A 20,712-nucleotide genomic window follows, 5' to 3' on the forward strand; every position below is an offset into this window, starting at 1 on the left:
GGAAGGCTAAAACCGCAACGTGATGTTGCAGGCTGAGGCAGCGACAACCTGTCGCTTAGCCTGCACAAGTATCACACATGGCCGTTTCGATTTTCTAAATCGAAACGGTTTTTTTCTTTATGGAAAAACCATTTTTACGAAAAGATATCATTTCCGTACTTTACAAATATAAAACGAAAGACTCTCATACTTTTCATAAACTTGTTTATCAATAATGTGACGGTTTGATAGTAACATCACTTTTTCAAAATAATCCATAGTTTTATGCTTTGTAAAATCCATGAGCATTAAATAACCATTATCATTTAATAGGTTAAAGCATTTATCAAAAACCTTTTTATATTGCTTAGACTCCTCTAATGTCGATCCTATCATTGTTACAATATCAAATTGCCCTTCTTCTAATGTCGTTTCCATAATATTTTCGCACAATGTAATTTCCATTAAACAAGCTTAATGTAAAAAGAATAGGCGCATTAAAAATTTAAGCGCTTATTCAGTCTGTTGACAAACGCCTGCTTTCTTCGTTGCTTGCCTTCCGGCGGTGCTCATTGCCGAGTATGGCAACTCCGCTCCACAGAAGGCTTCGCGCCTCGAAAGACAAACGTTTAGTCTGAATGTAATTCAAAAATTAATTTGTCTACGCTCATAGTAGTTGCATTAAAAATTAATGCGACTACTTTTATTTATTTCGTATTTTTCTTTTTAGCCGCATTTTCAAGCTTTGTTTTCGGCTCTTGTGCAAATTCCGTATCTTGTCCATAACCTTGAGGATTTACACTGTTAGCTTGCTTACCTCTAGTATTGTCACCGTCTTTTGCATTTCTGTTTAGTTTCGTTTTACTCATCTAAATACACCTCATTTAATTCTAGTTTCGATATTTAAGATTAGTTAAAACGTGGAAAACTATGCATCGTTCTTCAACTTTTCGATAATATCGACACGTTGATTTTGGATTGATAGTAATTCAATAAATATGACTACCAGGAAATTGTCGTACCGTTTAGCTTAAAAAAGTAATTTGTCACTTTATTAATAAAATATAAAAATATTAACCACATGTTCTTGACGAGTTTTTTGTTAAGCGGTTTAATTAAGTATCGAGGGATATATCTAATAGATAAATGGTATTACCATCATACAATATTTTACATATATAACAGAATTTGAAAGCGTTATATTATACGTTCTAGTACTTTGTGAGGGGGGGATTTCCATGAAAAAAGGGATTAGAGTTCCACTTGCTTTTAAGCATTTATCGTTTTACATAGGTTTATTGGTCATCCCCGTAATCTTTATGGGGTATATTATTCATTATTACTTGCTGGCAAATCTAAAAGGACAAGTGACTGCAACGAATGAACAAAAACTAGTTCAAATGAAAGACATTATGGATACGAAGTTATCTGAATTGCATAAAATATCGATGCAAGTTTCAACGCAACACGAGTTGACGCCATATTTTGTAAACAATTTTTTTGATGTTTATAAAGCACAAAAATTATTAAATTATAAGGCTGGAAATGACTTTATATATGAAATTTTTTATTACATTAGAGGCGATCAATACTTATTTTCAGGCGGATCTAGTTATATGTTACCTTCTTTTATCAATTCCTATTATCAATTTCCGAATTGGTCTTATGATGAATTTTATAAAGATATGAATGAAAGACATAAGCCATTTTTACGCAATGCGGAAGAGATTCAGGTTTTTAATGGAAGAACAATTAACGTAATCACTTATGGTGTGCCAGTTCCGTTCAATAACTCCAATCCATATGGAACGTTAGTATTTTTTATAAAAGAACAAGCGATTAAGGATATGTTAAAAAACGTTATAAGCTCCAATAAAGGGAATGCCTTTATACTTGATCAAAATGGTGGGATTGTTACAAAACTATTCAATAGAGATTCAGAGCTTACGAGTATCACGAATGAATTTAAACAAAATAAATTGAAAGAAGAACAAACAATTAAAATTAAAGATAAGGTTTATTATTTGTCTTCTGTAAAATCAGATTTTTTGGATTGGACATTTGTAACCGTTTCTCCAGAATCAGAGCTAATGAAAGATGTAAACAGTGTTCGAAATAAGGTAATGATTTCGTATCTTATTATCTTAGGAGCGGGGATTTTATTAATTTTCTTTGGTATGCACATTAATTACAAACCTTTACGAAGGCTCATTCGGAAGGCAGAGGAGAAATGGTCTCATTTTGGTCAAAAAAGTAATGACCTTGATAATGTTTGGGAAGCAATTGATTACTTTGAATCTAGGAATCAATTTTTAAGCAATAGAGTGGAGAAAAACCGACCCGTTCTTCAACAATATCTATTAATACGTTTGCTGCGCGGTGAAATTACCGATTATGAGGAATTTAATCTGCTAGGTGCTGATATAGACATTACATTTGAGGAGCCTTCCCACTATGTTATGCTTATCGACTTTTACAAAGAGGGTAAATCAAGTGCAGAAAATCGGGAAGAATTAGTTGAAAGTTGGTTGGAGGAACTGCCAGCAACCGAATCGTATCGAGTCAATTTGCTGGAAACATCTAAAATAGCAATTATTTTGTCAGGCGAGGTGAACATCTCGTTTCTAGACAATTGGTATCAAGGAATTGTAAAAAATAAATCCTTCGCAGTCACAATTGGAATTGGGAATAGTTATCATGATATAACACAAATCGGAAAATCTTATTTGGAAGCAGCCACGGCTCTTGATTACAAACTAATAAAAGGTGCCGACCAAATTATTTATTTCACTGAAACATTTGCAGAGAAATCAAATATGCATTGGTATGATAAGGAAATTGTAGCCGAATTAGAAATGTCATTGCGTCAGAGACAAAGGGAAAATGCGGCTAGTATTATGGATAAGCTAACGCAAATGATTAAATCACCTGATATTAATTTATTTATGGCAAAGTGTCTTATTTATGACGTTACAAGTACTGTTATGAGGATAGTTCACGATATGCAGTCGATACGTGCAAAGATGGATGAAGCACTGCCGGATGTTCTTGTGATTAATGATTTTCAATCAGTAGAAGAAATGGAAGAGACAGTAAAAAAATTGATTGATGTATTTTTTGAACTGTATGAAGAGAATGAGTCTGAAAATCAATTGCTGGAAAATATACTTTCCTATATTGAAGGAAATTATCAGGATTACCAATTCTCGATTCAAATGATAGCAGACCAATTTTCTTTATCTGAAGCCTATATCATGCGTTATTTTAAGAAACAAACAGGAGAAACAATTCTACAGCATTTAAATCGATTAAGAATGAATCAAACAAAAGAATTACTAACGAATACAGATTTACCGATAAAAGATATTGCTATGCAGGTAGGATATAGTGATGTTTCTAGTTTTATTAGGAAGTTCAAACAAACGGAAAAACTAACACCGGGTGAATATAGAAAACAATACTCAAAAAAAAATGCCATGTAAAAAATCAAATTTCCACTCCTTAAAGCGAAAATTCAATTCAGCTTTGAGGAGTGATTTTTTTCAAAAAAACAGTCCGAAATATGATAAAATCAAGCTTTTTTCCGTGTTTGTTTTTTGCATATCGGTTTATTTTTCACCTATTTCAAAGCTTTTTTCTAAATTAGAGTTTGATTTTGTTTTGGCATATATATTTTGAATCGGCTGATTGTAGAAGAAAAAAATCCGTTTTATGATTGCTTCACTGGACGACGAGGTGAATGTTTGGAAATGATATCGTTTTCCACATCCAGATCATGCAGAACATTATAGAAAGGAGAAACAAAATGGAGGTGCAAGAACAAACCGCAATCCAAAAAAGTAAACCGATTGCAGTCAAAAAACAAACACTATCGAAAAAAATGAAAAAAATATGGAAGAACTACGATTTGTACTTATTATTACTACCTACACTTCTCTATTTTTTAATCTTTCATTATTTGCCTATGTACGGAGTACAAATTGCATTTAAAAATTTTAATCCAGTGTTAGGTATTAATGGTAGTCCTTGGATCGGTTTTTCTCAATTTGAACGATTTTTCAATTCATACCAATTTTGGACAGTATTGAAAAATACAATTGGGCTAGCATTGCTTGAATTGGCAACGTTCCCAATCCCAATTGTTATGGCTTTATTATTAAACCAGTTAACTAGTAGGAAATATAAAAGGATTGTACAAACAGTTACGTACGCCCCACATTTTATTTCTGTCGTAGTATTGGTAGGAATGTTGTATCTATTTCTATCTCCTAGAACCGGGATCGTCAATCAATTTCTAGTACTAATAGGAATGGAGCCAATCTTTTTCTTCGGAATTCCTGAATGGTTTAAACCATTGTTTATAACTTCAGGTGTGTGGCAGAACCTTGGTTGGGGAATGATCATTTACCTTGCTGCACTAAGTGGGATCAGCCCAGAATTACATGAAGCAGCGATTATGGATGGAGCAAGTAAAATAAGAAGGATCTGGCATATCGACATTCCGGGAATTATGCCGACTGTCATTATAATGTTGATTCTAGGTATTGGAAACTTACTTAATGTCGGTTTTGAAAAGGTTTACCTAATGCAGAATTCGTTGAATGTATCTTCTTCTGAAATCATTCAAACCCATGTATATAAAACAGGGTTACTCGGTGCCCAATATAGTTACGCAGCAGCAGTTGGATTATTTAATTCCATAATTAACTTCATTTTGCTTGTATTTATCAACCAAACGGCTAAAAAAGCCGGACAAGCAAGTCTGTGGTAAGAAAGGAGGCACTTAGTTTGAATTCAATCAGTCGTACTAGAGGAGATAAAATCTTCGACATCGTAAACATATTGTTTTTTGCAATCGTACTCATCGTTACGGTTTATCCTTTATATTTCATGTTGATCGCTTCATTTAGTAGTCCTACTGCAGTTAATAATGGAGAAATATGGCTCTGGCCAAAGGACATCACTTTTAAAGGATACGAAATGATTTTTGATCATAGCAAAATTTGGACAGGGTACAAAAATTCTATTATTTACACAGTAGTCGGCACTACGATTAATGTTGTTTTAACAATCACCGGAGGCTACGCTTTGTCTCGTAAAGACCTACCTGGAAGAAATATATTCATGTTTTTCATCGTTTTTACAATGTTTTTTAGCGGTGGATTGATTCCATCTTATTTATTGGTAAAAGACTTAGGAATGGTCAATACGATGTGGGCTTTAATCGTACCCGGTGCAATTTCCGCTTATAATCTCATCATCGTAAGAACATTTTTTCAAAGTACGATACCAGACGAATTATTAGAAGCAGGAATTATGGATGGATGTACTAATTTAAAGTTTTTTACAAATGTCGTTGTCCCACTTTCCAAACCTATTATTGCGGTAATGGTATTGTTTCATGCAGTTGGTCACTGGAATGCATATTTCTCTGCATTAATTTATTTAAGAGATACAGCTCTTTATCCACTTCAACTAGTACTTAGAGAAGTCTTGATTTTAACCCAAGCAAATGAGGTTGTAGAAAATTCAGGTGCAATAGTGGAAAGCAGTAAGGAAATGGCGAATGTTTCTGGCCTGATCAAATATGGAATCGTTATTATTGCCAGCCTACCGATGCTGATCTTATATCCATTTATTCAAAAGCATTTTGTTAAAGGTGTAATGATCGGGTCAATTAAAGGTTAATTGACTTGTTCATATATAATAAAAATAAGGGGGAAACCAAAAATGAAGAAGAAGTTAATGATTCTCTTTGCTGCACTTTTGCTACTTCTAGGAGCATGCGGTAAAGACGAAAAAGCAGGGAATGCTGGAAAAGAAATCCCTAAGGATAATGCTGAAGAAAAAGTAACATTTAAAGGATTTGGAGTAAAAGCTCCAGCTGCTACAACAGATTGGAATGATATGCCATTCTTACAAGGTTTGGAAGACAATGTCAATGTTGATATTGATTGGACAAATGCAACAGCGCAAACATATCAAGAGCAAGTAAACCTAATGTTCGCAAGTAATGATCTTCCAGATTTATTCTTTTCTGCGTGGACACTTGGTGCGAATGATATTGTAAAATACGGTTCAACTGGACAATTAATTCCGCTTGAAGATTTAATTGAAAAAGAAGCTCCAAATATTAAAGGCTTTTTAGATAAAAATCCTGACTTGAAAAAGATGATCACTGCTCCAGACGGTCATATTTATGCAATTCCTCAATATGATGTGTCAAAAGGAAGCAGAGCAAACGACGCATTTTTCATTAATAAAGCATGGCTTGATAAGTTAGGTCTTGAAGTTCCAACAACTACTGAGGAATTCAAGGAAGTATTGAAGGCGTTTAAAGGCCAAGACTTAAATGGAAATGGGAAAAAGGACGAAATTCCATTTAGCTTTATGTACAATAATGGAATTCGTGGACCACACTCTTTAAGCGGTTCATTCGGAGTTGTAGGTCGTAATATCGGTGTTGAAGGCGGAAAGGTATTTTATGCCCCTACAAAACCTGAATTTAAAGAATACGTTAAGTTTATGCATGATTTATATGCTGAAGGCTTAATTGACCAAGAAGCCTTTACACATGATGTCCAAGTTTATGATGCAAAAATTCAAAACGAAACACCAATTTTAGGCGCATATTTCAACTGGTCAAACTTTGCGATGTTTGGAAAAGCGGATACTGATTATGTACCTGTTGCTCCTTTGAAGGGACCAAAAGGCGATCAAATGTGGAATATCAATGCTGGAGCATTCAGTTTTTCAGGTTTCTCGGTTACAAGTTCTAATAAAAATCCAGCTCGTGCAATGAAGTGGATGGACCAAATGTATGATCCAGAAATCGGCTTACAAATGACGCTTGGACCATTTGATCAAAACTTGAAAAAGAACGATGATGGTACGATTGAATTAATCGATGCTCCTGAAGGTGTAGGATATGAAGAATTTAGACATAAATTTACACCTGGTTCTTACGGAGTGTATGGAAACTTACAAGATATTAGAACAAAATTGATTCAAAGTGAAGGAGCTGCAGAAAAAGACGCATTGGCAGACCTATATGGTCCATATCAGCCAAAAGAATACTATCCGAATGTAATGTACAGTGCGGAAGATGCAGAACGCCTATCCATTCTTCAAACTGACATTGACGGATACATTAAGGAAATGATTCCAAAATTCATGATCGAAGGTAAAGTGGATGAAAGTTGGGATGCTTATATCGATCAATTGAAAAAGATGGGCTTAGATGAATTAATGGAACTTCACCAAAAATATTACGATAATTTTAAATAAGATCGTTTATGAAACTGACGTTTTTATGTGTGAATTATGATATTTGATTTTCATTCATGATAAACGATGGTGTGTGATTTAATAAGATTATTTTGAAAAAGGGTTCGGGACTCCGCGCCCTTTTTCGCAAGATTAATGTTAATATTGTTTTTAGTAAACAAATAGGGAAGGGTGAAAAAATGAGTAAAGCAAAACAGCCAAATATTATTTTTATTATGAGTGATGATCATGCCGCGCACGCCATAAGTGCTTATGGAAGCAGAATCAATGAAACTCCGAATCTAGATCGGATTTCAAATGAAGGAATTAGACTAGATAACTGTTTTTGTACTAATTCTATTTGTGCTCCTAGCCGTGCTGCAATTTTGACTGGTAAATACAATCATATCAATGGCGTTAGAACACTGTATGAGGATATCGATGCAAGACAGCCGCATGTCGCAAAAATTTTACAGGAAAATGGCTATCAAACTGCGATGATTGGGAAATGGCATCTTGGTCATGGAGGAAATAGTGATCCGACTGGATTTGATTATTGGAATATTTTTCCTGGTCAAGGGGAATACCATGATCCTGACATGATTGAAATGGGAGTGAAAAAGAAATTCCCAGGCTACGCTACTGATATCACTGTGGATTTATGTTTAGACTGGATTGAAAAAAGAGACGAGGAACGTCCATTCTTTTTGATGTGTCATCATAAAGCACCGCATCGACCTTGGGATCCAGATGAAAAACATATGCATTTATATGAAGACATTGATATCCCTGAGCCGGAAACATTCCATGATGATTATGAAAATCGTTCTTACGCCGCTGCAGAAGCAGAAATGAGAATTGATCGCGATTTAAGAAAGAGAGATGTGAAGGCAGATCCTCCAGAGGGACTTTCTCCATCAGAATTAAAGAGCTGGTATTACCAAAGATACATAAAGGACTATTTGCGCTGTATTGCATCCATTGATGACAATACTGGACGCTTACTCGATTATTTAGATGAAAAGGGAATTGCTGAAGATACAATTGTCATGTACACATCCGATCAAGGCTTTTTCCTAGGTGATCATGGCTGGTATGATAAACGTTTCATGTATGAAGAATCATTGAGAATGCCATTTTTAGTAAGATACCCGCGTGAAATTCCGGCTGGAACAACTACTAAAGATTTCGCCCTAAACGTTGACTTTGCTCAAACATTCCTTGATTACGCAGGAATTGAAGCTCCGGAAGATATGCAAGGAGCAAGCCTCCGTCCAATTCTAAAAGGTGAAACTCCTTTTGGCTGGCAGGACTCAATGTATTACCGATATTGGGAACATATGAGTGAGCATAATGTAGCTGCCCATTATGGTGTCCGTACCCACAAATTTAAATTAATTTACTATTATGGGGACGGTCTTGGAGTACCAGGTGCCCGCGATGTAAAATACGAACCTGTGTGGGAACTATTCGACCTTGAAAAAGATCCTTATGAAATGAACAATGTTTATGGACAAGAAGAATACCTTGACGTAGCTGAAGAACTGAAAAATGAACTTTATCGTTTGAAGGAACAAGTAAAAGATTTAGACTGAAAATGAAGGGACAATCTTAATGAGGTTGTCCCTTTTACGTACATGAATGTTGTATTTCGTTCTCACGTGCCCTTGCAGAAGGAAAAAACCGCTTGAAGGTCACGATGGACGTATTAAAGTGCCCTTGCTGAAGGAAAAACCTGCTTGAAGGTCACTATGGAGGGTTCAAAGTGCCCTTGCTGAAGGAAAAACCTGCTTGAAGGTCACAATGGTCGGTTCAAAGTGCCCATGCTGAAGGAAAAACCTGCTTGAAGGTCACGATGGACGTATTAAAGTGCCCTTACTGAAGGGAAAACCTGCATGAAGGTCACTATGGGGGGTTCAATGTGCCCTTGCTGAAGGAAAAAGCTTCTTGTAGGTCACGATGAAAGTTCAACGTACCTTTCTCCAAAATATGTATTTAAAGATCGCAATGAAAAATAGTATGGATAATAATTACTTCCTCCGATTGAGATAATTTTTTCCCTTCCTCAAAAAAACGAGGGGCAGATTCTTGCACCTCGCTTAGAAATAATTAAATAATTTTCCTATCAAATATTTTTACAGATAAAAGATAGGAAAGATAGAATAGAATAATTGAAAGCAACAAAATTGGGTGAAATTGAATAAAATGAATTTCATTAGTTGTATTTAGCATTGTTAAAACGAAAATTAGAATAAAAGGGACAAAAAAACTTGCATGCCGATAGAATAAGCATAAAGGCAGATAAATCGCCATTAATAATATGATCAATAAAAACGACGTTATGAGCAGATTAACCTCAAAAAAGTCCGTTCTCCAGTTGAAGAGTAAGGCAATAATTGTAGCACCAATTGTTGAAAGAAAAAACCATACAAGAGGAAGCAAATACTTTGCACCTATATAATTTTTCCTGCTAATAGGTAAACTTATAATAACTGGCTGTACATTATCATTTCTTTTTTGGTCCAGTGAACTACTGCAAATTCCAAAAGTAAAATAGAAAATCCATATGTAGTAAGGATATTCAAAACCAGGGTTTACAAGAAAAGCGAGTATGAATACAAATGGGATCATTATAATATATTCTAGTAGTTTAATACTTTTTATATCTGTCTTAATAAGATTAATCACCATTTTCACCCTTTACAAATCTTTTTTTTCAAAAATTTTAACCGAAAGTTTATAGGAACAGAATGTGATGATAATACTTGAGAACACGATTGAAATAAATATTAACGGACGATCGGTTGGAATTATGGGTCCAAACATTTCTCCGCTAGCTACGTTACTAAATGTATGAATCATCGATATTGTGAAAAAGCCAATCATAGGAATTGAAATCGCAATGGCAACAGCAATTTGGTATCCAACTAAAAAATACAATGGATAAAAAAGGGATATTACAATTAAAGTAATAAACAGGGATAAAATTAAATCAGTCACACCACTATAGTTGATTGAATCAGTCCACCACACTAAAATTAGGAAAGCAAGTGTCCCATAAGTAGATAATCCGATTCCCCACCATATTATCGCAGCGAAATACTTTGCTTGAACCATTTTTTTTCTTGTAATGGGTAAGCTTGTGATTAGTTTTTGATCTCTTTTATTAAGTGCAATCGTTCCGAAGTTTGAGTAAGCCGACATCCAAATTGCTGCGAATGCAACATAAATTGAAACAAAGCCGAGATCACCCGTTGCATTAATTGCATTTATGAAAAAAGGAAAGAGCAAAAGTGCAGGAAAGCAGTAACCAAATAGTTTTTGAGTATACAAGTCTTTTAAAATTAATGTTTTCATAGTGAATTTCCTCTAATCGTATAGTACATAATCGTTTCCAGAGATGGAGTTTCTATATGTAATTGATTAAGAAGTTGTTGCTCAATATTATCTATTCCATCTACAAGTGCTTCAAAACCAACTCCTGTCTTTCTACCCCCAATAAGATTCACTTTTGGTACGTCTACTGCTAAACTGTCCGGTCCCTTTAATAAAAAATATTCCTCAAATATAATGTCTTTTTCCTTACTAAATACAATTTCTCCATTATTAATAAAAGTTATATAATCTGCCACTTGATCTAAATCTGTTGTAATGTGAGTAGAAAAAAACACTGACTTATTTTCGTCTTGGATGATATCTTGTAAAATATCTAACATTTCTCGTCTAAATACTGGATCTAAACCTGCTGTAGGTTCATCTAAAATAATTAAATCAGGATTGTGCGATAGGGCCATCGCAATGGCAAACTTCATTTTCATCCCTTTTGATAATGTTTTTATTTTTTTCTTAAGGGGTAAATTAAATTTTTTAATATAGCTATAAAAAGTTGAATCATCCCAATTGCGATAAAAAGGAGCGATGATTTTTTTGTTTTTTTCTAACGAAAGATCATCGTAAAAATGACTTTCATCGTAAACAAACCCAATTCTTTGTTTGATTTCTATTGTATTTTCCATGTGGGTCATGCCAAATATATTAACTTCGCCATCATCAACTCTCACCAAATCCATTAAGCAGCGAATCAAAGTACTTTTACCGGCTCCATTTGGACCAATCAAACCCATAATATAACCTTTTTTAAATTCAAAAGAGATATTTTTAAGTTGGAAATCTTTTATCTTTTTACTCACATTTTTTAGTTCAATAATATTTTCCAATACACTCACTCCTCATACAACACAGTTAGAATTTGAATAATTTCATCGAGTTTTATATCAAATGCTTTACTGTCATTGATAACTTCATTCAATTTTTCCTCGATTAATTTTAGTTGTTTTTCTTTTAAAAACTCATGATTTTGAGCAGCTACGAATGATCCTTTCCCTGGAAAAGTTTCTATAAAACCTTCCAATTCCAATTCATCGTAAGCTCTTTTCGTAGTAATCACACTTATCTGCAAATCTTTTGCTAATTTTCGAATAGATGGAAGAGGCGACTTTTCCCTCAAGTCCCCACGTAATATTTGTTCCTTAATTTGTTCTTTAATTTGGTTGTAAATCGGCTGTTCACTACTATTCGAAAGGATGACATTCATCTGATCACCTACCTGTTATAACTGTTATTAATGAATATATACAGTATGAACAGATTTGTCAACGTGTGATTTTTAGTTTCTTTTGATATAGTAAAGAAAATGATATTGCGGATGAGGTGAATGAGATGAAAATTGGATTATACATCGATGGTAAGTTTGAGGAAGCTGAGGAAACATACGAATTAACTAATCCTTATAATGACGAAGTAATTGCAGAAGTTGCAGAGGGCCAAACGAAAGATATGGAAAAGGCGATAGCATCTGCTCAAGAGGCCTTTCTAACAATGAAAAAAATGCCTGCTGTTGAACGTGCAAACATATTATTTGCTGCTGCCCGTTTACTAGCTGAGAAAAAAGAGGAATTTGCAAAGTTAATTACAGCTGAATCGGGAAAACCAATTTCAGCCTCTCGAGCGGAAGTAGATCGTTCAGTACAAACATTGCAATTTTCGGGTGAGGAAGCAAAGAAAATTGCTGGGGAATATATTCCTCTTGATGCTGCGGTTGGAGGCGGTGGGAGAGATGCATACACAATCTTCGAGCCGATTGGTGTTATTGGAGCTGTGACACCTTTTAACTTTCCGTTAAATCTCGTCGTCCATAAAGTAGGACCTGCGATTGCATCCGGAAATGCTATCGTAGTAAAGCCTGCCGAAAAAACACCACTTACATCTCTGAAGTTGGCAGAGCTTTTTACAAAAGTCGGTTTGCCGGATGGGGTGTTAAATGTTGTACCTGGTGATGGTGCTACTCTAGTTGGAGTCATGCTAGAAGATACTCGAGTTCAAAAAATATCTTTTACAGGGAGCCCTAGAGTTGGAACGGAAATAAAAAGTAAAAGTGGACTGAAAAGAATAACATTGGAGTTAGGGAGTAATTCGGCATTATATGTAGATGACTCGGTAGAAGGGCATCTCGAAGAAATAGTAGATAAAGCGATTGCAGGGGCTTTTAGTTACAATGGACAGGTTTGCATCCATACTCAGAGAATTTATGTCCATGAAAGAATATCAGAAAAGTTTTTAGCTCGTTTTGTTGATAAAACAAAGAGACTTAAATTTGGCGATCCGATGGATGAGGATACTGTGGTTACAGGGATGATTGATAAAAAATCACAATCTCGTGTACTTGAATGGGTTAAGGAAGCGGTAGAAGGGGGAGCAAAACTGCTTTCTGGTGGAGAAAGGAGAGATAATGGGGTTCTTCCAACTGTTCTTACGGATGTAAAGCCGACAGAAAAAGTTGCTTGCGAAGAAGTGTTTGGGCCAGTAGTTATGATTAATAAAGTTTCAGATAGTGATGAAGCATTAAGACATATGAATGACAGCCAGTACGGATTAAATGCAGGAGTTTTTACAAATAATTTAAAACAAGCTTTTCATTTTGCTCATGAACTAGAAGTGGGGCAAGTGTTGATCAACGATGTCCCTACATTACGATTTGACAATATGCCATATGGAGGAATCAAATCTTCAGGCTATGGACATGAGGGAGTAAAATACGCAGTAAAGGAAATGACTCGAATGAAAATGATTAGCATTAATTTTAAATAAGGATTTTTTCTTTTAATAAGTAATGGATGCAGACGTAAAAATGAACCATTCAGCCGTTAAACTTATTTTTTTGATGTAAAAGCAACTAAACCTAACTAATATATCTAAGTAAAAAAGAGTTGTCCCTCTAGCTATGGGGCAACTCTCACTGTAACAATCAATCAAAAGTCTTTGGCGGCACTTTATCAACTCTTTTTATGGAATCCATATCCATGCCAGCAATAATAAAATAAATGAGAAAAAAAGCAACTGCTGCTAAAACTCCAATAAGGCAAACTGTAACCCATAATTCCATACTCAATCCCTCCCTTGCTATAAAAATATATGCAAAAAAGTAGAGTAAATACTAAGAGGTGAGTAGTATTTACCCTTTTTCATGGAGAAAAAAACATAAAATTCAATTAATTCGAAATGGATATTGTGATAATTAGAGAGATGATTTTTGAATAAGCTTATAAGAGCATTTTAGGGGATTGTAAGAAATTAATCTAAATTGAAAATATGCAGTATTATTTCTATTCACGTTAATGAGAAGAAACAATAACGAAGTATGAAAATTCCTATTGTAAGCTTATTGTATTACAAAAAAATAAAACCAAGCAAAAACCTCCCGCATCAAAAAATGCAGGAGGTTTGATTAACATTATTGGTTGAATGTATTTTGAGGTACTTCATCGATTCTTTCTGCGTCGTCATAATTCATAGCTGAATTAATGTAATACATTAAAAAGGATGCGATTGTACCTAATATGACCATAATTCCGATTAAGATCCAAGTTTGCATATAAAAGCCCTCCTAAAATCTTTATACCAAAAAATTTATATAGAAAGTAAATAATTTATTTATCTAAAACACTATCATTAGTATAGAGGAGTTGTGATATATAATCAAAGGAATTTTGTTTAAAAATGGTGATAGCATCCTTTAATGTGACAAAAATATGACTATAATTATATAGTAATTAATAATGGCTCTGTTAAAAGTTAATATTACCTCCTAAAATTTGCTGGGTTACTTGGTACAATTTTTTTGGCGGCATAAACTGTTTGCTTGGTTCATATTTGTCGTAGTAACGAGAGCACTAATCAACATCATTTTGTATTTTAAATAACTGATACATATGACAGCTTGCGACTTTCAAAATTCAATGGATTAGTTCTTTTTAAACGGTACAGAAGAGTTGGAGAAGTATCTAAGGCTTAGGAGGTAAGATGAAATTATTAAGCAGAATATTTAGTGACAAATATTACAGTATTAAATACTTCGAAAGGAAGGTAAAATATATGAAATTTTAGGGATAAAATGGTTTAAGAGGTTACTGCTTAAAATAGCATGGAGGAGAAAAAATGAAGTCCCATTTAATGGTTACTTTTTAAAAGAACTGTCAGTAGAAGGAATAATCGAATTTGAAAATAGATCTAAAAAAGTGAGAGAAGTCACGTCATTATAGCAACAATAATCTTATTTTATCAGGTCAGGATTATCATTTTTTGGGGTAGAATTTTAGATGCTTTACTGTATTGAATGTCATAACAAATAGATATCCAATTTTTCTACAAAGATATAATCGAATTAGAATTAAGAGAGTCCTTCGAAAAATGAAAACAATAGAAAAAAGCGATAAATTGCTATAGAAAAGAGTTAGTTGCTCAACTATGTTTATAAAACAAAAGTCGCTGTATCTGTAATAAATATAAGGTTAATGTACGAGCTACTTTTAAAAATGTTTATCTATTTTGATTTTATCCGAAATTAGTTCTAAAGACTTTTCCTGCAAACCATTATGCTGTATAATAAAATTCGTTGTCTAATATAGAATCATTTCCTCATGGCTCCGTAGCTCAGAGGATAGAGCGTCGGTTTCCTAAACCGTGCGTCACAGGTTCGATTCCTGTCGGGGCCGCTTAATTGAAATCAGTAGTAGCAAGGGTTACAGCGTTTTGTGCCCTTGCTATTTTTTATGGTAAATTTGAAATTGGTCACAGATTGGTCACCTTTAGTGTACTAAATCGAATTTTGGTTTGTATTTTTGTTATCTTTCGTTTCATTATTCGTAAATATTTCATCTAGTTTTTGGGCAGCTGCCTCCTGCATAGAGCATATGGGAGTATGTGTGCCGAGAGTCATTTGAATGGTCGAGTGGTCCAATCTTTCTTGAACTATCTTAGGGTGTATATTTTGACTGAATAACAAAGATACATGAGTGTGTCTTAAATCGTGAAAACGAATCTTCTTTACATCATTCAATTCTTTTTGATTCAATAAGAGCCTGAACGCTTGTAAAATACCAGAATGGGAGATTTGAAGAATTGGACGCTAATTAATTCTATGTAACTAATTCACATTCAGAATATGACATAGTCATATGGCCAATAAGAAATAAAGCGTTACTTAAGAGTTTAATGTCGGATTCTATTAGTGACTTTATATGTTGATCGTTACAACTGTAGTAGTCGATAGTTAACCGGTTAAGTTCATGGCATATAAGTTCTATTGGAATCATTGGGAAGCTCCTTTTGAATATGATAAATATCATTATTATGAAACATTCTAGTAGTAATTGAAAGTGATTCGTCAGTATCTCTTTAATTTCGATAATTAATTCCTATTAACGACATTATTAAAAGTACCAATGTGACGGAAAATACGCATTGAAGTTCAACATCTAAATAAAAAAACACTCTACCGAGTACTAAGTACATTATTTATCCTGTCAATTAAATTATCAAAAAAAGGTTTAATTACAAAATCTTTAGCACCGCATTCAATTGCTTCAATTACTAAAGATTCCATCCCTAATGCAGTACAAATGATAACTTTTGCATTGGGATCCATTTTCATTATCTCTTTTAGGGCACCTATCCCGTCTAGTTTTGGCATTGTATTGTCCATAATTACGATATCAGGAAAAAATGATTTGTACATTTCAATTGCATGTAGACCATCCTCAGCTTCAACAAAATCATTGAAATTGGCATCGCTAAGAAGTTTCTTTAACCATGATCTCATAAAAACAGAATCATCAACTAACAAGATTTTTGTCATCGGAATTACCTTTTGAATATATTTAGGCAAATTAGAAAGGTAAATTTAGTTTTTTAAATAACAGGTATTACCTGGCAACCCGGCTACCATGACATCTAAGTGTTTTAGGCCCGTGGCTTTGCGTCTTTTACTTTCGTAAAGTTTGCCCATATACAAATAATATCGAAATTTGTAGAAAAATAGAAATTAAAAGACTTATTGAGTAGTTCGAATAAACTTGGCAATAGACGAAAAGTGATTAATGAAAAATGAACAAGAATAAGAATCATGCCATTCTTATCTTGTTCATATTAATAGCGGTTTGTAAATTAACTATTTTTTATCGTTTCGCCTTAACCCTAAAAGACCTGCTAAACCAACTAAACCAATCCAACCCCAATCTGTGTCGTTGTCATCATTAGCGTCATTATCGGTTACATCGTCGTTTTGAGCAATATGTGTAACTTCACTACTAGAAAAAATGTTATTTGTTTCTGTGATTGGGGTTTGGGCATGTCCATTTGAAACACCAATAAGGAAAGTACTAATCAAAAGGGCACAAGCTGAATATAGAAGTTTGTTAAGCATTGATTATTCCTCCAATCTAGTGTAATAACGTTAATGTTTGTTAATAAAGGGAAAATTATTCAGGAATTTATCAAAAAAAAAGTTAGAAATAATTCGAAGGAGAGATTGAATTGAAATTCAAAGGCATCTGCCATAAATGTGGAGAAATGGTAACGAAGGGCCAAGGCAGCCATAAGAGGATTAAGGGGAGTTGGAGGACAGAGTGTAAAAAGTGTAATTAAAACCTATAACTATTAAAAAAAATTGGTATACATTCAATAATTTATCTAATTTTTGACTTAGTTTTATGTCTTTTTATGATTCAAACCATACTTAAAACCAAAAGAAATCATTCCATTTCGAATAACTTCTATGTTTCTGGAGAGGGGATGTCTAATTGGGTAAATTTAGATAGGTAAAGAGCGCTGGGCTAAAGCGCTCTTTGTGAGATGAGTAGGATATGGTTCGGATGGATTCATTTCGGTGAAACTAGGGTTTTAATAGTGTACAAATGCTGTACCGACAATTATCAACAATATAAACAACACAACGATTAAAGCGAAATTAAATCCCATACCATAACCGCCGCCAGAACCGTAACCGTAATATCCCATAATATCACCACCTTTTTAATGGATAACCATTCGAAAGGATAATTTAATATATGTAAGTGGATGCGAAACTTGCTAGTAGTTTTGCTGACAAGGCGAAAAAATGGTTGATTATCAGCTAGTTTATTAGAGGAAAAAAAGAGGAGTCGCCCAGGAGTATTTGATACTTTCTTCAAGAATAGTGCTCATTTATAGAGTTATTATTCTAAAAGGTGTTTTATTTTTCGGTACTACATTTTTTTAAGACAGCTGAGAAATAAAAATGGACTAAATGCTAAGCAACCTTACCGCTAGGTTTACTCGTTGACATAACTTTAGTTACTAGCCAAATTTTTGTCAACGATGTATGGGAATTATTAATAGCATGTAGAGTTCACCAATTGAAAAGTAAATTAAAGAAAGCCCGGTACTGACCAGGCTTACACTGTCGCGCTATATCGTAATTATAATAATTTTTTACATTGGCAAATCCATGTTCTTTGCTCTAATAATGTCTATCACAAATTAACTATGATGGTTTAAAATAATAAATCCAGAATGAGGTAGCATATTGCTGCAAGGGTAGCAGAAATAGGTAGAGTGATTAGCCAAGTGATTAACATTGTTTGAGCTGTTCCCCATTTTACCCCTTTTAACCTGTGGGAAGCACCTACACCTAAAATCGAAGAAGAAATTACATGGGTAGTACTTACAGGCATATGTATAAAAGTAGCTCCGAAAATTACCGCTGCTCCTGTTAAATCCGCTGACACACCACTGACAGGTCTAATTTTCATGATTTTTCCGCCAACTGTTTTAATAATTTTCCATCCACCCATGGCCGTTCCTAACGCCATTGCAAGAGCACAAATTAATTGAACCCAAAATTGAATATCACTAGAATTCTGATATTTATTGACAATCAAGGCCATTGTAATAATACCCATTGCCTTTTGTGCATCATTTGTTCCATGGGAATATGCTTGCAAAGCTGCTGTAGCGATTTGTATTGTTCTGAACCTTTTGTTCGTCTTAGCTAAATTATTATTTTTAAAGATTACTTTTACTATGCTATAGACAATAAAACCAACTGCAAAGGCCAAAATAGGAGATATAATGAGCGCCTTTAAAATGGTAAGAAATCCACTATAATTTAATGAGTTAAAACCAGCTGCTGCAATAGCCGCTCCGGCAATTGAACCAATTAGGGCATGTGAAGAACTGCTTGGAATCCCATAATACCAAGTGATTAAATTCCACGCGATGGCTGCAATTAACGCAGCGAGTATGACTGTAGACCCATTTTCTAAAGTAAAGGGATCCACAATATCTTTTGTAATGGTCTTTGCTACTCCTGTAAACGTCATTGCACCGACAAAGTTCATCACAGAGGCTAATATAATAGCATGTCTCGGTTGCAAGGCCTTTGTTGATACTGAAGTCGCTATTGCATTAGCAGTATCATGAAATCCGTTTATAAAGTCGAACACTACTGCAAAAACGACAATTAAAATTGTTAGGATAAGGATTGTATACATGTTCTTTATTTACTCCTCATGCATTTTTCATAATAATGGCTTCAAATGTATTAGCTACACTCTGACAGCAGTCAGCCACTTCTTCAAGTTCTTCATAAATGTCCTTATACTGAATAATTCGTATAGTGTCTTTTTCGTTTTGAAATAATTGTTTGATTGAAACTCGTAATATCGCGTCACATTGGGATTCATAATCTTTAATTTTAATTGCATTCTCTCTAATCTGAGGGAGGTTATTTTTAGATAATAATTCTATAGCTTTTTCGATTTCTAATACACCCTTATGAATTGCTGTTACAAATTGAATCATATATTCATCTAATTTTGTAATAGAATACATATCTAGTAGTGCCGCTGTATGCTCTAGTCCATCTAAGACATCATCCATATTCATGGCTAGGGCTAAAATATCTTCTCGTTCAATTGGTGTAATGAACACATTGTTTAAATCTAGTATTACTTGATGAACCAGTGAATCTCCTTGCTTTTCAAATTTCTTCATCTTTTCGGTGAAAATTTTCAAATCATCTACATTGGAATACTTACCATCCTTAAAATAACTCATACTTTTTGTTAAGTTATCAGAAATATTTGCTAAATGAATAGAAAACTTATCTGTTTTTTTCTTAAACATCTCTTAGAGCCTCTCCTTTTCACAAATAAATCAGCTCTCCCATAATAACTTAATTTACGGATTTATAACATATCCTTAACGAAAAATTTACATAATCTTTACAAAAGGTGCGATTTTAGAGGGAAAATGACATTAAATGTATCAGGATAGTAGAAAAAGAAGTCACATTTTGCAGATTGTTAATGCTATATTTCTATTTTTTAAATAAGTAGGGAAGACCTTTGATAAAATAAATAAAGGTTTCATTCTATTGAGGATTGTAAAGCGAATAAGAACGAGAGAGAAATTAAATAAGAGGGAGGAGATTTATTAAGTACATTAATAACCGCTTGAATAGACACTCACAACGTAATAAAGAGAAAAAGCTCTTTTTTCCTTCTATATATTGAAACAAGCCCGCATAATGGCGGACTTGTCACTTTTGAGCTGTATTATTTTTTAAAGAGTTGGTAAGTTCAAAGCTGTATTAATATTATTTAAATTCATTTTAAGTTGTTCATTCGTATTCCACGCATGATACCATCCGTTTTCAACCATATAATTAGTAATCTGTTCATGCATATCTAGAGCTTCCTCTAAATGTCGAGTTAAGATTTCTTTAATTTCAGGTGTTCCCGCTTCGGTAACTGCCATTGCATAATTTCTAACTCCGCTTTTAGCTGCAATTAATAAGTCCATCGCAACCACTTGGTCGGTTAGTGCATCCATACCAGTTAATTTTTCAATGATTGGATTCATGTTCACTCAACTCCTAATTATTGCTTTGCAAGGATAAAATAGAAGCATACTCTTGTAATTGTCTCGTTGTTAGATCAACGTCTTGTTGCATAATATCCTTTAATTTTTGGTCTGTAACGAGTGCTTTCATAGTTTTTGATTTTGTTAAGCAAATCGTTTTAAAAGCAGCCATTTCTTGAACCTCTAATATTTCGTGTAACGCATAGCCCATCTATAAAGCCTCCATTT

Annotated in this window: 24 protein-coding genes, 1 tRNA gene and 1 riboswitch; of the genes, 8 read left to right on the forward strand and 17 right to left on the reverse strand. The window is 34.0% G+C overall.

Annotated features, from left to right (window positions below; translation table 11 throughout):
* Positions 1–147: 147 nt before the first annotated feature.
* Positions 148–417, reverse strand: coding sequence for a class I SAM-dependent methyltransferase (locus tag MT489_RS16260; protein ID WP_244682619.1), 270 nt, complete (start codon positions 415–417; stop codon positions 148–150).
* Between the two features lie 269 nt (positions 418–686).
* A complete protein-coding gene (gene sspL / locus MT489_RS16265; protein WP_244682620.1) occupies positions 687–848 on the reverse strand; it encodes a small, acid-soluble spore protein L in 162 nt (53 codons plus the stop codon).
* 369 nt (positions 849–1,217) lie between these two features.
* Here sspL and MT489_RS16270 point away from each other — a divergent pair, with 369 nt between their 5' ends.
* From MT489_RS16270 to MT489_RS16290, 5 genes are all read left to right on the forward strand, one after another.
* On the forward strand, positions 1,218–3,461 hold the full coding sequence (locus tag MT489_RS16270; RefSeq protein ID WP_244682621.1) for a helix-turn-helix domain-containing protein: 2,244 nt from the start codon (positions 1,218–1,220) through the stop codon (positions 3,459–3,461).
* A gap of 323 nt (positions 3,462–3,784) precedes the next feature.
* A complete protein-coding gene (locus MT489_RS16275) occupies positions 3,785–4,750 on the forward strand; it encodes an ABC transporter permease (protein WP_244682622.1) in 966 nt (321 codons plus the stop codon).
* Positions 4,751–4,767: 17 nt separating this feature from the next.
* Positions 4,768–5,667: a carbohydrate ABC transporter permease gene (locus tag MT489_RS16280; RefSeq protein ID WP_244682623.1), complete on the forward strand. Its 900-nt coding sequence runs from the start codon at positions 4,768–4,770 to the stop codon at positions 5,665–5,667.
* A 42-nt stretch (positions 5,668–5,709) separates the two neighbouring features.
* The gene (locus MT489_RS16285; protein WP_244682624.1) at positions 5,710–7,266 is read left to right on the forward strand and encodes an extracellular solute-binding protein; all 1,557 of its coding nucleotides are present in this window, start codon (positions 5,710–5,712) and stop codon (positions 7,264–7,266) included.
* A gap of 179 nt (positions 7,267–7,445) precedes the next feature.
* On the forward strand, positions 7,446–8,840 hold the full coding sequence (locus MT489_RS16290; protein WP_244682625.1) for a sulfatase family protein: 1,395 nt from the start codon (positions 7,446–7,448) through the stop codon (positions 8,838–8,840).
* A 514-nt stretch (positions 8,841–9,354) separates the two neighbouring features.
* Here the strand turns inward: MT489_RS16290 and MT489_RS16295 are convergent.
* From MT489_RS16295 to MT489_RS16310, 4 genes are read right to left on the reverse strand one after another with little or no spacing between them, the layout of a single operon-like run.
* Positions 9,355–9,933: an ABC-2 transporter permease gene (locus MT489_RS16295; RefSeq protein ID WP_244682626.1), complete on the reverse strand. Its 579-nt coding sequence runs from the start codon at positions 9,931–9,933 to the stop codon at positions 9,355–9,357.
* A 12-nt stretch (positions 9,934–9,945) separates the two neighbouring features.
* A complete protein-coding gene (locus tag MT489_RS16300; protein ID WP_244682627.1) occupies positions 9,946–10,602 on the reverse strand; it encodes an ABC-2 transporter permease in 657 nt (218 codons plus the stop codon).
* A complete protein-coding gene (locus MT489_RS16305; RefSeq protein WP_244682628.1) occupies positions 10,599–11,462 on the reverse strand; it encodes an ABC transporter ATP-binding protein in 864 nt (287 codons plus the stop codon). The genes MT489_RS16300 and MT489_RS16305 overlap by 4 nt, the downstream gene beginning before the upstream one ends.
* Before the next feature lie 5 nt (positions 11,463–11,467).
* Entirely contained in the window at positions 11,468–11,839 is a 372-nt protein-coding gene (locus MT489_RS16310; protein WP_244682629.1) for a GntR family transcriptional regulator, read from the reverse strand.
* A 125-nt stretch (positions 11,840–11,964) separates the two neighbouring features.
* On the opposite strand from MT489_RS16310, the gene MT489_RS16315 reads away from it, so the two are divergent.
* The gene (locus MT489_RS16315; RefSeq protein ID WP_244682630.1) at positions 11,965–13,392 is read left to right on the forward strand and encodes an aldehyde dehydrogenase family protein; all 1,428 of its coding nucleotides are present in this window, start codon (positions 11,965–11,967) and stop codon (positions 13,390–13,392) included.
* A 157-nt stretch (positions 13,393–13,549) separates the two neighbouring features.
* On the opposite strand, the gene MT489_RS16320 is transcribed toward MT489_RS16315, so the two are convergent.
* Together MT489_RS16320 and MT489_RS16325 are read right to left on the reverse strand one after the other, a co-directional pair.
* Positions 13,550–13,687 carry a hypothetical protein gene (locus MT489_RS16320; protein WP_244682631.1) on the reverse strand — a complete coding sequence of 46 codons (138 nt, stop codon included), beginning with the start codon at positions 13,685–13,687 and terminating at the stop codon, positions 13,550–13,552.
* A 348-nt stretch (positions 13,688–14,035) separates the two neighbouring features.
* Positions 14,036–14,176: a hypothetical protein gene (locus tag MT489_RS16325; protein ID WP_244682632.1), complete on the reverse strand. Its 141-nt coding sequence runs from the start codon at positions 14,174–14,176 to the stop codon at positions 14,036–14,038.
* A gap of 737 nt (positions 14,177–14,913) precedes the next feature.
* Here MT489_RS16325 and MT489_RS22485 point away from each other — a divergent pair.
* Positions 14,914–15,027 (forward strand): hypothetical protein, encoded by a 114-nt coding sequence (locus MT489_RS22485; protein WP_370876411.1) that lies wholly within the window; start codon positions 14,914–14,916, stop codon positions 15,025–15,027.
* Positions 15,028–15,223: 196 nt separating this feature from the next.
* Positions 15,224–15,296 (forward strand) — tRNA-Arg (locus MT489_RS16330).
* Positions 15,297–15,397: 101 nt separating this feature from the next.
* Here MT489_RS16330 and MT489_RS16335 read toward each other — a convergent pair.
* The 9 genes from MT489_RS16335 to MT489_RS16370 form a co-directional block, all read right to left on the reverse strand.
* Positions 15,398–15,703: a tyrosine-type recombinase/integrase gene (locus MT489_RS16335; protein WP_307416015.1), complete on the reverse strand. Its 306-nt coding sequence runs from the start codon at positions 15,701–15,703 to the stop codon at positions 15,398–15,400.
* Between the two features lie 372 nt (positions 15,704–16,075).
* Entirely contained in the window at positions 16,076–16,438 is a 363-nt protein-coding gene (locus tag MT489_RS16340) for a response regulator (RefSeq protein WP_244682634.1), read from the reverse strand.
* Between the two features lie 70 nt (positions 16,439–16,508).
* Positions 16,509–16,595, reverse strand: a riboswitch (cyclic di-GMP riboswitch).
* Between the two features lie 155 nt (positions 16,596–16,750).
* On the reverse strand, positions 16,751–17,005 hold the full coding sequence (locus MT489_RS16345) for a WGxxGxxG family protein (RefSeq protein WP_244682635.1): 255 nt from the start codon (positions 17,003–17,005) through the stop codon (positions 16,751–16,753).
* Positions 17,006–17,185: 180 nt separating this feature from the next.
* Positions 17,186–17,293 carry an aspartyl-phosphate phosphatase Spo0E family protein gene (locus MT489_RS22525; protein ID WP_483308111.1) on the reverse strand — a complete coding sequence of 36 codons (108 nt, stop codon included), beginning with the start codon at positions 17,291–17,293 and terminating at the stop codon, positions 17,186–17,188.
* Positions 17,294–17,481: 188 nt separating this feature from the next.
* The gene (locus tag MT489_RS16350) at positions 17,482–17,598 is read right to left on the reverse strand and encodes a YjcZ family sporulation protein (protein ID WP_244682636.1); all 117 of its coding nucleotides are present in this window, start codon (positions 17,596–17,598) and stop codon (positions 17,482–17,484) included.
* A gap of 515 nt (positions 17,599–18,113) precedes the next feature.
* On the reverse strand, positions 18,114–19,112 hold the full coding sequence (locus MT489_RS16355) for an inorganic phosphate transporter (RefSeq protein WP_244682637.1): 999 nt from the start codon (positions 19,110–19,112) through the stop codon (positions 18,114–18,116).
* A gap of 16 nt (positions 19,113–19,128) precedes the next feature.
* Positions 19,129–19,746: a DUF47 domain-containing protein gene (locus tag MT489_RS16360; RefSeq protein WP_244682638.1), complete on the reverse strand. Its 618-nt coding sequence runs from the start codon at positions 19,744–19,746 to the stop codon at positions 19,129–19,131.
* A 438-nt stretch (positions 19,747–20,184) separates the two neighbouring features.
* Positions 20,185–20,484: a spore coat protein gene (locus MT489_RS16365; protein WP_244682639.1), complete on the reverse strand. Its 300-nt coding sequence runs from the start codon at positions 20,482–20,484 to the stop codon at positions 20,185–20,187.
* 13 nt (positions 20,485–20,497) lie between these two features.
* Positions 20,498–20,695 carry a hypothetical protein gene (locus MT489_RS16370; RefSeq protein ID WP_244682640.1) on the reverse strand — a complete coding sequence of 66 codons (198 nt, stop codon included), beginning with the start codon at positions 20,693–20,695 and terminating at the stop codon, positions 20,498–20,500.
* Between the last annotated feature and the right edge of the window lie 17 nt (positions 20,696–20,712).

Source organism: Lederbergia wuyishanensis, assembly GCF_022900255.1.
Taxonomy (GTDB): domain Bacteria; phylum Bacillota; class Bacilli; order Bacillales; family Bacillaceae_C; genus Lederbergia; species Lederbergia wuyishanensis.

Bases quoted from the DNA above. Each gene is read 5' to 3' on its own strand.
- MT489_RS16285 (WP_244682624.1), top strand. From the start codon at position 5,710: ATGAAGAAGAAGTTAATGATTCTCTTTGCTGCACTTTTGCTACTTCTA.
- MT489_RS16350 (WP_244682636.1), bottom strand. From the start codon at position 17,598: ATGGGATATTACGGTTACGGTTCTGGCGGCGGTTATGGTATGGGATTT.
- MT489_RS16340 (WP_244682634.1), bottom strand. From the start codon at position 16,438: ATGACAAAAATCTTGTTAGTTGATGATTCTGTTTTTATGAGATCATGG.
- MT489_RS16270 (WP_244682621.1), top strand. From the start codon at position 1,218: ATGAAAAAAGGGATTAGAGTTCCACTTGCTTTTAAGCATTTATCGTTT.
- sspL (WP_244682620.1), bottom strand. From the start codon at position 848: ATGAGTAAAACGAAACTAAACAGAAATGCAAAAGACGGTGACAATACT.
- MT489_RS16290 (WP_244682625.1), top strand. From the start codon at position 7,446: ATGAGTAAAGCAAAACAGCCAAATATTATTTTTATTATGAGTGATGAT.
- MT489_RS16275 (WP_244682622.1), top strand. From the start codon at position 3,785: ATGGAGGTGCAAGAACAAACCGCAATCCAAAAAAGTAAACCGATTGCA.
- MT489_RS16365 (WP_244682639.1), bottom strand. From the start codon at position 20,484: ATGAATCCAATCATTGAAAAATTAACTGGTATGGATGCACTAACCGAC.
- MT489_RS16345 (WP_244682635.1), bottom strand. From the start codon at position 17,005: ATGCTTAACAAACTTCTATATTCAGCTTGTGCCCTTTTGATTAGTACT.
- MT489_RS16370 (WP_244682640.1), bottom strand. From the start codon at position 20,695: ATGGGCTATGCGTTACACGAAATATTAGAGGTTCAAGAAATGGCTGCT.
- MT489_RS16360 (WP_244682638.1), bottom strand. From the start codon at position 19,746: ATGTTTAAGAAAAAAACAGATAAGTTTTCTATTCATTTAGCAAATATT.
- MT489_RS16355 (WP_244682637.1), bottom strand. From the start codon at position 19,112: ATGTATACAATCCTTATCCTAACAATTTTAATTGTCGTTTTTGCAGTA.
- MT489_RS16315 (WP_244682630.1), top strand. From the start codon at position 11,965: ATGAAAATTGGATTATACATCGATGGTAAGTTTGAGGAAGCTGAGGAA.
- MT489_RS16325 (WP_244682632.1), bottom strand. From the start codon at position 14,176: ATGCAAACTTGGATCTTAATCGGAATTATGGTCATATTAGGTACAATC.
- MT489_RS16320 (WP_244682631.1), bottom strand. From the start codon at position 13,687: ATGGAATTATGGGTTACAGTTTGCCTTATTGGAGTTTTAGCAGCAGTT.
- MT489_RS16310 (WP_244682629.1), bottom strand. From the start codon at position 11,839: ATGAATGTCATCCTTTCGAATAGTAGTGAACAGCCGATTTACAACCAA.
- MT489_RS16260 (WP_244682619.1), bottom strand. From the start codon at position 417: ATGGAAACGACATTAGAAGAAGGGCAATTTGATATTGTAACAATGATA.
- MT489_RS16300 (WP_244682627.1), bottom strand. From the start codon at position 10,602: ATGAAAACATTAATTTTAAAAGACTTGTATACTCAAAAACTATTTGGT.